At 72.1% G+C, this 14410-nt stretch carries 15 protein-coding genes; 6 read left to right on the top strand and 9 right to left on the bottom strand.

What is annotated here, in order from left to right; genetic code table 11:
* Positions 1-23: 23 nt before the first annotated feature.
* The 4 genes from ACLQ3B_RS29070 to ACLQ3B_RS29055 all read right to left on the bottom strand — a co-directional run bounded on the left by ACLQ3B_RS29070 (position 24) and on the right by ACLQ3B_RS29055 (position 2437).
* Positions 24-182, bottom strand: a complete 159-nt coding sequence (locus ACLQ3B_RS29070) for a hypothetical protein (RefSeq protein WP_425783887.1) — start codon at positions 180-182, stop codon at positions 24-26.
* A gap of 180 nt (positions 183-362) precedes the next feature.
* A complete protein-coding gene (locus ACLQ3B_RS29065) occupies positions 363-587 on the bottom strand; it encodes a winged helix-turn-helix domain-containing protein (protein ID WP_425783886.1) in 225 nt (74 codons plus the stop codon).
* A gap of 272 nt (positions 588-859) precedes the next feature.
* Positions 860-1081 carry a hypothetical protein gene (locus tag ACLQ3B_RS29060; protein WP_030335934.1) on the bottom strand — a complete coding sequence of 74 codons (222 nt, stop codon included), beginning with the start codon at positions 1079-1081 and terminating at the stop codon, positions 860-862.
* 255 nt (positions 1082-1336) lie between these two features.
* Complete coding sequence (locus ACLQ3B_RS29055; protein ID WP_425783885.1) at positions 1337-2437, bottom strand: NYN domain-containing protein; 1101 nt, start codon at positions 2435-2437, stop codon at positions 1337-1339.
* 219 nt (positions 2438-2656) lie between these two features.
* Between ACLQ3B_RS29055 and ACLQ3B_RS29050 the strand changes: the two genes are divergently transcribed.
* Positions 2657-4684: a glycosyl hydrolase family 28-related protein gene (locus tag ACLQ3B_RS29050; protein WP_425783884.1), complete on the top strand. Its 2028-nt coding sequence runs from the start codon at positions 2657-2659 to the stop codon at positions 4682-4684.
* A gap of 45 nt (positions 4685-4729) precedes the next feature.
* On the opposite strand, the gene ACLQ3B_RS29045 is transcribed toward ACLQ3B_RS29050, so the two are convergent.
* The 4 genes from ACLQ3B_RS29045 to ACLQ3B_RS29030 form a co-directional block, all read right to left on the bottom strand.
* Positions 4730-5365 carry a CG0192-related protein gene (locus ACLQ3B_RS29045; protein WP_425783883.1) on the bottom strand — a complete coding sequence of 212 codons (636 nt, stop codon included), beginning with the start codon at positions 5363-5365 and terminating at the stop codon, positions 4730-4732.
* A 13-nt stretch (positions 5366-5378) separates the two neighbouring features.
* A complete protein-coding gene (locus tag ACLQ3B_RS29040; protein WP_425783882.1) occupies positions 5379-6470 on the bottom strand; it encodes an SRPBCC domain-containing protein in 1092 nt (363 codons plus the stop codon).
* 67 nt (positions 6471-6537) lie between these two features.
* Positions 6538-7587 carry an NAD(P)H-dependent flavin oxidoreductase gene (locus ACLQ3B_RS29035; RefSeq protein WP_425783881.1) on the bottom strand — a complete coding sequence of 350 codons (1050 nt, stop codon included), beginning with the start codon at positions 7585-7587 and terminating at the stop codon, positions 6538-6540.
* Positions 7588-7616: 29 nt separating this feature from the next.
* Complete coding sequence (locus ACLQ3B_RS29030) at positions 7617-8729, bottom strand: hypothetical protein (RefSeq protein WP_425783880.1); 1113 nt, start codon at positions 8727-8729, stop codon at positions 7617-7619.
* 458 nt (positions 8730-9187) lie between these two features.
* Here ACLQ3B_RS29030 and ACLQ3B_RS29025 point away from each other — a divergent pair, with 458 nt between their 5' ends.
* Positions 9188-9814 carry a hypothetical protein gene (locus tag ACLQ3B_RS29025; RefSeq protein WP_425783879.1) on the top strand — a complete coding sequence of 209 codons (627 nt, stop codon included), beginning with the start codon at positions 9188-9190 and terminating at the stop codon, positions 9812-9814.
* Between the two features lie 407 nt (positions 9815-10221).
* Positions 10222-10494, top strand: coding sequence for a hypothetical protein (locus tag ACLQ3B_RS29020; protein ID WP_124822412.1), 273 nt, complete (start codon positions 10222-10224; stop codon positions 10492-10494).
* A gap of 98 nt (positions 10495-10592) precedes the next feature.
* On the opposite strand, the gene ACLQ3B_RS29015 is transcribed toward ACLQ3B_RS29020, so the two are convergent.
* Positions 10593-11861: an Nramp family divalent metal transporter gene (locus ACLQ3B_RS29015; protein ID WP_425783878.1), complete on the bottom strand. Its 1269-nt coding sequence runs from the start codon at positions 11859-11861 to the stop codon at positions 10593-10595.
* A gap of 214 nt (positions 11862-12075) precedes the next feature.
* Here ACLQ3B_RS29015 and ACLQ3B_RS29010 point away from each other — a divergent pair, with 214 nt between their 5' ends.
* The 3 genes from ACLQ3B_RS29010 to ACLQ3B_RS29000 are packed head-to-tail and all read left to right on the top strand — an operon-like array spanning position 12076 to position 14380.
* Positions 12076-12483 (top strand): GntR family transcriptional regulator, encoded by a 408-nt coding sequence (locus tag ACLQ3B_RS29010; protein WP_091401257.1) that lies wholly within the window; start codon positions 12076-12078, stop codon positions 12481-12483.
* Between the two features lie 20 nt (positions 12484-12503).
* Positions 12504-13394: an ABC transporter ATP-binding protein gene (locus tag ACLQ3B_RS29005; RefSeq protein ID WP_425784003.1), complete on the top strand. Its 891-nt coding sequence runs from the start codon at positions 12504-12506 to the stop codon at positions 13392-13394.
* Positions 13391-14380, top strand: coding sequence for an ABC transporter permease (locus ACLQ3B_RS29000; protein WP_425783877.1), 990 nt, complete (start codon positions 13391-13393; stop codon positions 14378-14380). The genes ACLQ3B_RS29005 and ACLQ3B_RS29000 overlap by 4 nt, the downstream gene beginning before the upstream one ends.
* The last annotated feature ends 30 nt before the right edge of the window (positions 14381-14410 follow it).

Below are 14410 nucleotides of genomic sequence, written 5' to 3'. Positions count from 1 at the left end.
CCGGCACGACGCCGGGCAGGCCCCTAGTCGGCGTCCTCCTCGGAGGGGGCCTGGTCCGGCGTCCGGGCGTCGTCGTCGGTCAGCGCGTCGTCCACCGTCTTCGGCAGGTTGGCGAGCCGACGCTCGGCCTCCCGGGCCTCATCGTCGATCCTGGGGTTCTCCTCGTCAGGGTCCTGCGACATGGGCGACCTCCATTTGGGCGCGACCAGCAGCCCTGCGTATACCCGACCTGAGGACGGAGACACGAACGTCCGTCACATCCCCTGATCACTTGATGATGAGTAGTTGAATCGAGCCGCCAGGAACTGCCCTTCATCAAGTGATCAAGAAAGCTGAGGGCAGACTGCCACCGTCAGTTGAAATCAGTTGTCTTCGGCAACCCACAGGCCACGGCCCTGGAGACCCACCACCACGCCGCGTGTCTGAAGAACGATGATCGCCCGCTGGACCGTGGTCACACTGACGTCACAGAGGTTCGATAGTTCGCTGTAGGTGGGCAGACGCTCCCCTGCCGCGTACTCGGCGCTCTTGATCCGAGCGGCAAGGTCCCCGGCCACCTCGCGGTATCCGCCGCTAGGTATGGGCATGTGAAGGACTCGGGCACTAGAGCGGCCATGGCGAGCTGGCGGCTGCCTTGAGTGCCAAGGTCGCGGCAACTGCTCGCAGCTGGATTGGGCGTTGGCCCTTCTGGCAGACGTTGCTTCCGTCATGCTTCAGAAGCGGTGACCTGTGGGTTGGCACGATCGGCGGGTGAACCCGCGGAGCGCTTGCGGCGGACGAACGTTACCGAGCGCCGGGCCGGTCGGCGGGCGCGCCGGGCTGGAGCCCGGGAGCGTTGCCGACCCGGCCCGGTGCCGGATCAGCGCTGCTTTAGCTCGCGCCAGGACGGGTGGGTGCCGCGCCAGGCGTCGGCGAGGATGGCCGCCGAGGCCCGGCTGGGGCACTGCTGCACCCGCTCACGACCCGACGCCCCACCGATCTGGGCGCGGACCTCCCAACCCTGCCCGTCAGTACGGATGTACACGTCCCTGCGCCCGCGCGGGGTCGTGTCTCCGTTCCACCAGTGTTCCTCCACCTTCATTCGCCGACCGTATAGCAATTCCCGCGCCGAGGGTACGGCGCAGGTATGCCCGGACCGGGGCAAGGGGGACATTCCAGGCGCATTTCGGCCCAACCGTTGACGGTTCGAAACCATAACGGGCGGTTCTCCCGCTCCTGACTTGCGAATCAGGAGGCCACCCCACTCTGCCCCCTCCCCGCAACTCCCACCCCCGGCCCTTGTTGATCAAGAGGTCCCCGAGGACGCAGACCTCTTGATCAACGTGGGAAGGGGCGGTCAGGGTTGGGTGGTCAGGAGGTAGTCGTCGGCCTCCGGGCTCCAACGCAGGTCCAGGACGCCGGCGGTGGCGGCGGCCTTGCAGAACTGCAGGAAGCTGCGGTAGCCGAGTTTCTTCTCGCTGAAGTCTGGGCGGGCCCGGCGTACCTGGTTCTTCAATCCGGACAACGCCACCGGGTTGCCGCCGCTGCCCAGGTCCGCCACGACGCCCCGAAGCAGGCCGAACGCCACCTCCCGGTCGCCGTGTTCGGGCAGCGAGACCTCGGGATCACCCTTCGCCGGACCCTCGCCCAGCTCGATCACGTTGCGCTCGGCGAGGTGGCGCAGCAGTTCGCCGAAGGTGCGGAAGCCGTAGTCGGACTCACTGAAGGTCGGGTCCTTGCGCAGCAGGGTGCGCTTGAGCCGGGAGGCGGTGACCTCACCGTTGGCACTGCCCTGCAACCCGGCGACCGACTGGGCGACGAGCACGGCGAGGGCGTCCACGTCGCGGCCGGGCTCCTCCCCCGCCGGCCGGCGGTCCACCTCCGGCTCCTGCTCCCGCTCCGGCTCGGGCTCGGGCTGGCGTTGCTCCGCGCCGGCCGGTCGGGTGGTGGGGCGAGCGCGCCGACCACGGGCCGGCGGGATGTCCACGCCCTCCAACCGGTCGTAGTAGAGGAACTCGTCGCACGCCGGCGGGAGCAGCCCTGATGTGGACCCCTCGACCCCGACGCCGATGACCCGCTTGTTCAGCTCGCGCAGCTTGTGCACCAGCGGGGTGAAGTCACTGTCACCACTACAGATCACGAAGGTGGAGATGTAGTCGCGTTCGAACGCCAACTCGATCGCGTCGACGGCCATCTTGATGTCCGCGGCGTTCTTGCGGGACGCGCCCATCCGCTGCGGGATCTCGATCAGCTCGACGTGGGACCGGGTGAGCATGCGGCGGTCCTCGTCGAAATAGGACCAGTCGGCGTACGCCCGGCGGACCACCACCCGCCCTCGTTCGGCCAGCGCGTCGGCGATCGGCCGGAAGTCGAAGGCCGCGCCGCCGCGATGGTCGCGCGCGCCCAACGCGAGGTTCTCGTAGTCGAGGAATAGGGCGATCCGGTCTTCTTGATCCACGCGGACCAGCCTACGCCGGGCGTGAGCTGGTCGGGGCGGGCGACGCGCGACACCTCAACTCGACGACCGTCCATTTCTTGCGGCCCGATAGTCGTTTATTTTCATTGTTCGATAGGTGTCTTGCAGTGCCATGTCTGGTGCTGCATCATGACGATCAATGTCGGGCGTCGGGGGAACGCCGGGCGGACCTCCACCACCACCCACCCAGGAGGGTCACCGATGTTTCGCAGCCTCACGCCGGCGCGGGGACGCCCCGGCGGCACCGCCGTCGCGTTCGCGGCCGGTCTCGCCGTGCTGGTCGCCGGGCCCACCGTGGCCGCCGCCAGTCCACAGGCGTCCGCCGGCGCGCAGCCGGTGGTCACCCGGGCCGCCCTCGATCCGGCGCTGGTCGCCGGACGCGGCGCGGACGTCGACTTTCTCGAGCAGGAAGCGGAGAACGCCCGCACCGACGGCGAGATCATCGGACCCGACCGGTCCGCCTACACGCTGCCCGCGGAGGCCTCCGGTCGCCGGGCGGTCCGACTCACCCCCGGGGAGTACGTGGAGTTCGTCCTGCCCAGCGCGGCGAACGGGATCACCGTGCGGTACAGCATCCCGGACGCGCCGCAGGGTGGTGGGATCACCGCTCCGCTGCGGGTCGCGGTCAACGGCAAACACCTGCGCACCATGACGCTCACGTCGCAGTACTCGTGGCTCTACAACCAGTACCCGTTCACCAACGACCCGCAGGCCGGGCTGCTGCACCCGGACTGGTGGATCACCGAGTGCCAGTGCGTGCCGTCGGCCACCACGCCGTACCCGAGCATCAGCACGCCGTTCCGGCCCACCCACTTCTACGACGAGCAACGACTGCTGCTCGGGCGTACCTACCGGGCCGGCGACAAGGTCCGGCTCACCGCGCCGCCCGGCAGCGCCGCCGCCTGGACCGTCATCGACCTGCTCGACTCCGAGTTGGTCGCGCCGCCGCACGTCCGGCTGCTCGCGGCGAACGTGCTCGCCTTCGGCGCCGACCCCACCGGCCGGCGGGACTCCGCAGACGCGCTGGACCGGGCCATCGCCTTCGCTCGGCGCGCCCACCTCAAGGTGTACATCCCGCCAGGCACCTACCAGGTCAACCGGCACGTCATCGTCGACGACGTGACCATCGAGGGCGCCGGCAACTGGTACACCATCATCAAGGGCCGCGAGGTCGCCCTGACGACTCCCGCGCCGGACGGCTCGGTGCACACCGGAGTCGGCTTCTACGGTCGGGACGCCGCCGACGGCGGCAGCCGCAACGTGCACCTCGCCGGCTTCGCCATCGAGGGCGACGTGCGGGAGCGCATCGACACCGACCAGGTCAACGCGATCGGCGGGGCGATGAGCGACTCCACAATCGACGGGGTCTACCTGCACCACACCAAGGCGGGCCTGTGGTTCGACGGCCCGATGCGCAACGTCCGCGTCACCAACAACATCATCGTCGACCAGATCGCCGATGCGCTCAACTTCCACACCGGCGTGACCGACTCCCTCGTGTCGCACAACTTCGTCCGCAACACCGGCGACGACGGCCTGGCGATGTGGTCGGAGAAGACGGCCAACGCGCGGAACACGTTCGACCACAACACCGTGCAGTCACCGACCCTGGCCAACGGCATCGCCATCTACGGCGGCACCGACACCATCGTCTCGCACAACCTGGTCGCCGACCCGGTGCGCGAGGGCAGCGGTCTGCACGCCGGGTCCCGCTTCGGCGCGGAGCCGTTCACCGGGCACCTGCGCTTCACCAACAACACCACCGCCCGCGCCGGCACGTACGAGCTGAACTGGAACATCGGGCTCGGCGCGATCTGGGTCTTCGCCCTGGACCGCAGCATCGACGCACCCATCGAGGTGACCGGCGACGCATACCTGGACAGCACGTACAACGCGATCATGCTGGTCAGCGACTGGCCGGTGAAGGATCTCTACTCGATCTCCGACGTGCGGTTCCGGGACGTCCGCGTGGACGGCACCGGCACCTCGGTGGTCAGCGCCCGCGCTGCCGGGGCCGCCTCGTTCGCCAACGTGGACGCCCGCAACGTGGGAGCGGTCGGCGTCAACAACTGCGGGTCGTTCCACTTCACCCCGGCCGGTTCGGAGTTCACGGTGACCGACCTCGGCGGTAACGACGGTGGGTGGCTCGCGCCGTGGCTGCTGCCCAACACCATCACCTGCGACGACCGGCCACCCGTGTCGCCACCCCCGCCTCCGGCGCGGTGGTGAGAGCGGTGGGCGGCCCGAGTTCTCGGGCCGCCCACCGCACACGGATCAGCGCGTCCTGGCGTACGCCAGCGGCACGGTCGTCGACTGTCCGTCCCACCGGCCGCTCAACGTCACCCCGGCCGCCCCCTCGGCCCCGGCCCCCGGCCGGCGCACGACGACCAGCTCCACGGTGTCGGTGTAGATGAGCGTGCGGTCCTCGTCGACCACCCGTCGCACCGCGCCGACCGCCGGTACGGGAGCGTCGGCGGCGCCGTCGGCGACGACCGTCACCGTCGGCTCACGCACCTCACGCCGGCCGTCGACCTCGAAGAACTCCTCCGCCTGGCCGCTGCCGGTGAGAATCGCGTGGGCGAGCGCGGCGGCGTACACCGGGTCGACGCAGCCGTCGTACACCCAACGCCGGCCGAGCACCGAGTGCTCGGTGGTGCCGACGAGCCAGCCGTCCGCACCGTCGAGGGGAGCGGACCGGTAGGTGAGCGGAACGTGGTGGACCGGCCCGTCGGCGGCGCGGACAAGGATCGTCTCGATGCCGACCTCGCCGGCCGGATCGTCGAAGCGGTAGGCGCCTCGGCTGGCCACCTCGCCGCCGGCCGGCCCGGCGAACCAGGGTCGGTCGGGCAGCCAGGCCGCCAGCAGGTCCAGTTTCGTGGGGCGCAGGGTCGCCTTGTGCAGTAGTGCCATGACGGCAGCCTAGTCAGAGGCCCGCGCAGGGTTGCCCGCCGATCGCGCAGCTCTCCGGTTCCCGGGCCTTCGGCCGGCTGTCGCGGACATCGAAGCTGATCGTCAGGGATCCCCCAGCGGCCACGGCGGCGCCGGTGAAGGTGATGGCCCGCCCGTCCTGTCGCCCGTTCGCGCCGTCGACGTCGTCGACGGTGGTGCCTTCGGCGAGGGTGACCACCACGGCCCAGTCTGTCACCGGTGCACCGCCGGGGTTGTCGACCACGATCTCGCCGGTGTAGCCGAACAGGCGGCTGGAGTCGGTCTCGTAGCGGGCCACCATGGGTGTCGGCGGCGGGGGCGGGGCAGCCGACGCGGGCGTCCGCGAGGGCTTCGCCGACGGGGTCCGGCTCGGGCGGGTGGTCGCCGAGGCGGTGGTGCGCGTGGGGCGTGCCGAGGGGGTCGCCGTGGGCGCGGCTGTGGTCCTGCCGGCCGTCGCGGTCGGCGACGCGGTGGTTGTCGGTGCGGGCGCGGCGGTCGGCTTCGGGTCGGACGGCAACGTCACCCATGCCGCCGTCCCCGCGACCAGCACGGCCCCGGCGACCACGGCGACCAGCGTGCGACGCCGACGGGGGTTGCGGCCGGCCTCGCGGCGGACGCGGATCAGCGGCAGTTCGGCGGTCATCCCACCGTCGGCGCGGCGCAGGTCGACCTGCTGGAAGGCGAGCCAGTCGAGGATGGCCGGAAGCCGCACGGTCAGCGCCTGCCGGAGCTGTTCCTCGCGGGGCTCGTGCTGCTCGGCGGACCACGCGCCGTGCGTGCTGACCTCCCGCAGCTCCAGCCGGCAGCCCTGCTTCGTGGTGGTGACCGTGCAGGTCAGCTCGCTGAGCCGGCCGGCCTCGTCGCAGGCCAGCACGAGGAGGTCCGGCTCCTGCCGCTCGGTCACCTCGACCTCGACGTTGGCCTCGAAGCCGGGCAGGCCGGCCGTGTGCAGCAGCAGCCGGTCCGGTACGCCCTCGACCGTCTCGGCCTCGGCGAACCACCGGCCGAGCAACTCCCGATCGGTCAGCGCGAGCCAGACCCGCTCAGGCGGGTGGGACAGGCCGACCTGCGCACCGATCTCGATCACGGCGAGACTCTAACGGGTTGCCCGTCCGGCCTGTCCCGCCCGCCCGAGCCGGTTGCCGGCGGCCTGCTCAGCCCCAGCGGCCGGACCGCTCGACCACTGTGGCCAGCGCGGCCCGGGCGTCGGCGCTCACCTCGGCGACCACCTGCGCCGCCGGCAGGTCCCGGGCCAGCGGGTGCGCCTGCCCGGCCCACAGGTTGGCCACCGACGTGTCCCCGTCGCGCCGGGCGGCGGCGAGCAGGGGGCGCGTCAGGTGCAGCACCTGGGGGTAACCGCGCGGTGCCACCGCGTCGTGCTGGCGCAGGAAGTCGTTGGCCACACCCCGGGCCCGCTTGCCGGTGAACGACCGGGTCAACGCGGTCGGCGTGGCACCGGCCACCGCCGCCCGGTGCATCGGCGAGCTGCCCGCCTCCGGGCAGCGCAGGAAGGCCGTGCCGAGTTGCGCGGCGGCGGCGCCGGCGGCAAGCACGGCGGCCACCGCGGGGCCGTCGACGAGGCCGCCCGCGGCCACCAGCGGCCGGTCACAGCGGGCGGCGGTCAGCCGGAGCAGCGGCAGCAGCCCGTAGTCGTCGTCGTCCGGCAGGCCGCCGCGATGCCCACCGGCCTCGGTGCCCTGCACCACCACCGCGTCCACACCCAGCTCGGCGGCGGCGGTCGCCGCGTCCGGACGGGTGACGGTGGCCCACACCTCGGTGCCCCGCTCGCGCAGGGCGGTCACCGCCGCCCGGTCGGGCAGCCCGAACACGAAGGACACGACCGGGACCGGGTCCGCGAGCAGCGCGGCAAGCTTCTCCGGGTACGCGTCGTCGCCGCCCACCGGCTCGCCCAGCCGCACCCCGCGCCGCGCGGCCTGCGGGGCGAGCCGCTCGGCGTACGCCTGGACGGCGGCCGTGTCGACGTCACCGGGGTCGGGAAGGAAGACGTTGACACCGAACGGCCGATCGGTACGCGCGCGGACCTCGGCGACGTCGGCGACCAGCCGGCCGGTGTCGATCATCCCGGCGGCGAGGAAGCCCAGCCCACCCGCTGCGGAAACGGCGGCCACCAGCGCGGGCGTGGACGGACCGCCAGCCATCGGGGCGGCGATGATCGGGTGGCGCAGCGTGGACAGGACGGACATGCCCCCATCCTGCCGCAGGCCCGGCCCGCTCACCGGCGCGCGGTGTGCCTCCACCACAGCAAGCCGGCCAGCCCGAGCAGGACCAGCAGTGTCCCGGCGCCGAACACCAGCGGCCAGGTCCGCCCACCCTCACCGCCGACCTCCCCGGCGGCCGGACTGAACGCCGTGGGCGTCACCGGGTCGACGGACTCCGTGGAGGGCACGGCGGTGGCCGAGGTGGCCGTGGCCGGGTAACGCAGGATCGTCGAGCGGGCGCCGGCTGGCTGACCGGCGGACTCGGAGACCGTCAGCAACGACCGGCCGTCGCGACTGTAGGTGATCGACTCGCCCTGGGGCTCGTCCGGCAACGGTGTGACCCGCGGGGTGCCGGTGGTCAACGCACGAACCACGTCGCCGTCGGGCACGTCGTACTCGAAGGCGTCGGCGTAGCTGCGCAGCACCACCCGCCGTCCGTCCGGCGCGCTCGCCGCGCCGGTGATCACGCCGCGCCCCAGGAACGAGAACGGGTTGCTGGTCGTGGTCGTCGGCAGGGTCACCGTGCCGAGCGCGGTCAGCATCGGCGTCGCGTCCGGCCGCAGCGCGGTGGCTGGGCCGTACAGGAAGACGCTGCCACTGCCGCCCTTGGTGACGATCAACGGCTGACCGGACGCGTCGAGCAGCAGCGCCTCGGCGTCGTGCGGACGGTCCGGGTAGGTCATCCGGTGCAGCACCGGCTTCTCCGCTCCCGGCGCGAGCCGCCACACGCCGACCGTCAGCCGGGAACGGTCGTTGTCGCCGATGTCGGCGACCCAGAGGGTGCCGTCCGGGCCGATGGCCAGGTCCTCGGTGTCGCGGGGCCGGGACGGAAAGGAGACGGTTCGCACCACCGCGCAGCGCTGGTCGAGGAAGAAGATCCGGCGGCGGGCCTCGTCGTCGGCCCCGTCGTTGATCACGACGTAGCCGTCGTCGGTGGCGACCATCCCGGAGATCTCGCGCAGCCGGTCGTCGCGCACCTGGCAGACCGGCGTCCCCGCCGCCGCCCCCGCCGTGGCGGCGCCTGGTACCAGCGTCACGGCCGGCGGCAGCACGCCCGCGAGCAACGCGGTCAGCACCACTCCCGCACGAGCGCGCCGCCCCCAGGTCAACCGTCCGCGTACCCGCATCGCCCACCCTCCTCGTCGCGGCCGGGACCGGCCACCCGCCCATCCTGACCGATCGCCGCCACGGTCGACGGTCATCGGGGGGACGCGCCGGAATCCCTGGTCGATGTACTGTCGCTCCGCCTGATTTTGAAGCTGGAGGGTGGCCATGTCCGTGAGCGACACCGCGCCGGCCGCCCGGTTCGGACGGCGACTGCTGCGCCGCCTCGGCCGCCCGGCCGGCGGCGCCGCCGTCGCGTGGGTGCCGCTCGCCGCGGTCGTCTGCGGCCTCTTCACCGGCGCGCTGGCCAGCCGGGCCGCCTGGGAGACGTCCCGACCGCAACCCGACCGGGCCGAGGCCGCCGTCATCCTGACCGAGGTCTTCCCCGGCCACGACCTGGGCGAGATCGACACCCCACCGGCGCTCTTCGTCGTCTACGGGCACGCGCTGCGCCTGGGGACCGTCAAGAGCCTGGTGTTCGGTGACGGCGGCGAGTACCAGGAGAGCGCCACCGGCGCCGGCCGCGCAGATCGTCACGGTGGCCCAGGAGCGCCTGACCGGTGCCGGCTGGCGGGTGTACGACCCACAGGTGTCCGAGGGCATAACCTGTGGGGACAAGATGTGCGCCACCCCGCGGGCGATCACCGCCACCGCGCTGACCGCCCGACGTGGCGACACCATCCTGAACGCCTCGATCTCCTCGCAGACAGCCGTCGACGCCAGTTACCTCTCGGTCGAGCTGCACCGCGCGCCGCCGCCCCTTGTGGTCCCCGCCGGAGTGCTCGGCACGGTGCTGGGCGCGGTGGCCGGCTGGCTGGTCTTCGGCTGGGTCAGCCGACGCACCGAGGGACGCCGTAGTCGCGGCACGGTGAACATGCTGGCCGGGGTGGCCGTGGTGCTGTGGTGGCTGCCGGTGCCCCTGGCCGCACCGCAACTGCTGCACCACCACCTCGGCGAGCCACACCCCGCCTGGCACCCCTACTGGGAGTGGCTGGGCCAGCCGGCCGCGTCGCTGCTCTTCCTGGTCGGCGCGGTGTGCGTGCTGCTGGCGCTGGGACTGGCCGCCGGTACCCACCGGAACACCACACCCGAGGCGCCGGCCGACTGACCGCCGAGGGTTACCTGTCGGTGCGGAGACCGGTACGGTCCGACCGACCACGGCACGGTGGTGGGGGCGCGGGTGACCGGGCCGCTGGCGCTGACCGGTACCGCGTCGGCGCCCATCCTCGCCGGCGGCCAGGTAGGAGCACTGACCTGCTCCGGCGGCCCGGCCCCGGTCGATCTGGGAGCACCCACCACGGTGCGGAATCCAACCGCGGGCCGCTGCCGCACACCCTGACGCGAGACCACCGTCAAGATCCGCGCAACAACCGGGTAGGTGCTGCCTCCGCGGCGCGGGAGGCAGCACCTACCCGGAAACTGCCCAGATCTTGACCGGCGGGGCGGCCTGAGTGCGGCGGTGGCGGGTAGGCAGCGGACCGGCGGCATGTCGACCCCGCCGGGTGGGAGGCTCCGATGAGCACGTACCGGGACGAACAAGGCGGCACGATCCCTCCTCCGGAGGCGGATGCCCTTGAGCAACGACAGGACGCCTTCGACGTGGGGCCGCCGGACCGGATGTCTGGTGACGTGGACCCGGAGGCGGCCGAGGCCGACCTGGCCGAGCAGGGCGCCTTCCCGGCGGGCACCCTCGAGGAGGTGACATCGCTGCCGGCCGACGCCAACCCGGCGGACGCCCTCGAACAGCGCCAGGAGATCCCCACCCGCGACGAGGGACGCCGCACCTGACCACGCCCGCCCACGCAGGCCCGGCCGGCGACGCTGGCCAGCCGGCTCAGCCGGCGACGCCGACCAGCCGGCTCAGCCGGCGACGCCGACCAGCCGGCTCAGCCGGCGACGACCTGGCAGAGGAGGAACGCGTTGAGCGCGACCACCAGCAGGGCCACCAGGGACGCGGCGGCGGTGGTGAGCGGGTGGTTGACCAGGTTGCCCATCAGGTCGCGGCGGCGGGTGAAGGCGACCACCGGGATCAGCGCGAACGGGATGCCGAAACTGAGGATGACCTGGGACAGTACGAGCGCCTGGGTCGGGTCGAGGCCGATGGCGAGCACGGCCAACGCGGGCAGCAGGGTGACCAGGCGACGCAGCAGCAGCGGAACCCGCCGCCGCAGGAAGCCCTGCATGATCACTTCTCCGGCGTAGGTGCCCACGCTCGTGGAGGCGAGCCCCGACACCAGCAGGGCGACGGCGAACCCGAACGCGGCGGCGGTCCCGATGGTCTGGCCGAGCCCGGCGTGCACCCCCTCCAGGCTGTCCGCACCGCTCGGGCCGCCGCCCCGGAAGCTGGCGGCGGCGATCAGCAGCATGGCGAGGTTGACCGCGCCGGCCGCGCTCAGGGCGAGCAGTACGTCGGTGCGCTGGCCGCGGAACAGGATCCGGCGCTCGGTGTCGTCGGCGGCGGGAATGCGGTCACGGGTGAGCGCGGAGTGCACGTAGATGACGTGCGGCATGACTGTCGCGCCGAGGATGCCGGCGGCCAGCAGCACGCTGTCCGTGCCCTGCAGGCGCGGCACCAGACCGGCCACGGCCGAGGCGGGGTCGGAGCCGGAGGCGAGCAGGTTGGCGGCGAAGGCCAGCACGATCACACCGAGCAGCACGGCGATGGCGACCTCGAAGGCGCGGTAGCCGCGCGAGCGCAACGCGAGCACGGCGAACGCGGCCGCACCGATGATGATCCCGCCGGGCAGCAGGGGGATGCCGAAGAGCAGGTACAGGGCGACCGCGCCGCCGATCACCTCGGCCAGGTCGGTGGCCATGGCGACCAACTCGGCCTGCACCCACATCATCCGGTTCACCGGCCGGGGTAGGCGCTCCCGGCACAACTCGGGCAGGCTGCGCCCGGTGGCCAGACCCAGCTTCGCGGTGAGCGTCTGCACCAGCATCGCCATCAGGTTGGCCACCACCACGACCCAGACCAGCAGGTAGCCGTAGCGGGCACCGGCGGCGGAGTTGGTGGCGAAGTTGCCGGGGTCGACGTAGGCGACGGCGGCGACGAACGCCGGGCCGAGCAGGATCAACCGCCCGCGTACGCGGCCCCGGGCGCGAGCGGCCTGCAGCGGAGTCGCCCTCGACGTCGTCAGTTCGTTGGTGACCATCGAACACCTCCCCGTCCCACGGATCGCTGCCGGTCCCTTCCCATCGGGCTGACCCGTCGGTGCCAACCGCTGGCCTGCCGGTGCCACAGGGGTCGGCCCGCCGCGCCGGACAGGGCACGCCGCTTCGAACACGACGGACTTGACAGCCGGTGGGTCACCGATGAAGCTGTCTATTAGTCCTACTGTCGTAGGACAACAGGAAGGATCATCGGGAGTGATCGAGTTCGTACTGGACAGCCGGTCGAAGGTGAACACCTACATGCAGCTCGTGCAGCAGGTGAAACAGGCGCTGCGGGTTGGCCTGCTGACGCCGGGCGACCAGTTGCCGAAGGTCCGGGACGTCGCGCAATCCCTGGCGATCAACCCGAACACGGTGCTGAAGGCGTACCGGGAGTTGGAGATCGAGGGTCTGGTCGGCGGCCGCCCCGGGGTGGGCACGTTCGTCCAGCGCACCCTGGCCGGCGCGTCCCTGCCCAACCAGGCCGAGCTACGCGACGACCTGGTCGCCTGGCTGCACCGGGCGCAAGCTGCCGGCCTCACGGCCGAGGACGTCATCGCCCTGGTGGAGACGACGCTGCGCGCCACCCTCACCGACGACGCCCCGCACAAGGAGCACGCATGAGCGGAACGAGAGGACAACGGATGGACATGGTCTTGGAAGCAGACCGGCTCGGCAAGCGGTACGGCAGCACCTGGGCGTTACGGGACTGCTCGCTGCATCTGCCGGCCGGCCGGATCGCCGCGTTGGTCGGGCCGAACGGCGCCGGCAAGAGCACGCTGTTGCACCTGGCCGTCGGGCTGCTCAAGCCCGACGCGGGCACGGTCCGGGTGTTCGGCCGGTCCCCCTACGGTGACACGGAGGGCCTGGCCGACATCGGCTTCGTCGCCCAGGACACCCCGCTGTACCGGGACTTCACGGCGTCCGAGTTGGTCGTCGCCGGCGGCAAGCTGAACAAGCGGTGGGACGCGGCGTTGGCCCGCCAGCGGCTGGCGCAGCTCGGCATACCGCCGGACAAGCCGGTCGGCAAGCTCTCCGGCGGTCAACGGGCCCAGGTCGCGCTTGCCCTGGCACTGGCGAAGCAGCCGCGGCTGCTGCTGCTCGACGAACCGGTCGCCAGCCTCGACCCGCTGGCTCGACGGGAGTTCCTCCAGTCGTTGATGGGCAGCGTCGCGGAGTCGGGCACCACAGTCCTGCTCTCCTCGCACCTGCTGGCCGACCTGGAACGGGTCTGCGACTACCTGATCGTGCTCAACGCCTCCCAGGTGCAGCTCACCGGCGCGGTCGACGACCTGGTCGCCGAGCACCGGCAGCTCGTCGGGCCGCGCCACGACGGCGGCGCAATCGGGGGCGTCACCGCAGTGGTCCGGGACAGCCACACCGATCGGCAGTCCACGTTGCTGGTCCGTACCGACGGGCCGGTCACCGATCCGGCCTGGACGGTCCGCGAGGTCAGCCTGGAGGACGTCGTGCTGGCCTATCTGGCCGACGGCACCACGCAGACCAAGCACAGCGAGTGGGGAGTGGCAGCATGATCTGGTTGACCTGGCGGCAACACCGCAAGCAGGCGCTCTACACCCTGCTGGGGTTTGCGGTGCTGGCCGCCGTGCTGGTGCCGATCGGCCTGTCGATGCGGCACACCTTCGCCGACCTCGGGCTGACGGACTGCGTCAGCCAGCTCGCCCGTGCCGACGTGGCGCAGACGACCCGCGAGACCTGCGACGCGGGCTTCCACCGCTTCACCAACCAGTACGGCAGCCTCAACCTGCTGGCCGTACTCCTGATCACCCTGCCGGTGCTTGTCGGATTGTTCTGGGGCGCCCCGCTGGTCGCCCGCGAGGTCGAGCAGGGCACGCACCGGTTCGTCTGGACCCAGGGTGTCGGCCGGAACCGGTGGGCCCTGGTGAAGTTCGGCCTGGTTGGCGCGGGCGCACTGGTCCTCGCGATCGGCTACGGGCTGGGCATGTCCTGGTGGGTCGAACCGCTCACCCAGACCGCGCCCGAGGGCCGGTTCGGTCTGATCGTCTTCGACCTGCAGGGTGTCGTCCCGATCGGTTACACCCTCTTCGCGGTGGCGCTCGGCATCTTCGCCGGCACCGTGTGGAAACGGATGCTGCCCGCCATGGGCATCACCCTCGCCGGGTTCATCGGCGTGCGGGCGGCGATCGCGGTCCTGGCCCGACCGCACTACCAGCCGGCCCGCACCCAGACATTCCCGATCGACGGGGGCGGGATCCCGGAGGGGGACCGGGGCGACTGGGTCCTCTCCGTGGGCATCCGCAACGCCGACGGGGCGATGGTGGCGGAGGACACCCGCATCCAGTGCCCGCCGGGCGGCAAGGGGCCGGACGGCCGGACCTGCGGCGCCGAACTGGGCCTCAAGCCGGGTGCGTACAACTGGGAGCTGTACCAGCCGGCGGACCGGTTCTGGCTGTTCCAGGGCATCGAGACGGGCATCTTCGTCGCCCTCGCCCTGCTCCTGGTCTACCTGGCTGTGCGTCGGGTCCGCCGGATCGCCTAGCTGGGCGACGGGTGCTCGTCGAGGAGCGGG

Source organism: Micromonospora sp. DT53 (genome assembly GCF_049841535.1).
Taxonomy (GTDB): Bacteria; Actinomycetota; Actinomycetes; order Mycobacteriales; family Micromonosporaceae; genus Micromonospora.
Note: the sequence above shows the minus strand (reverse complement) of the source record. Positions and strands in the feature narration are given on the sequence as shown.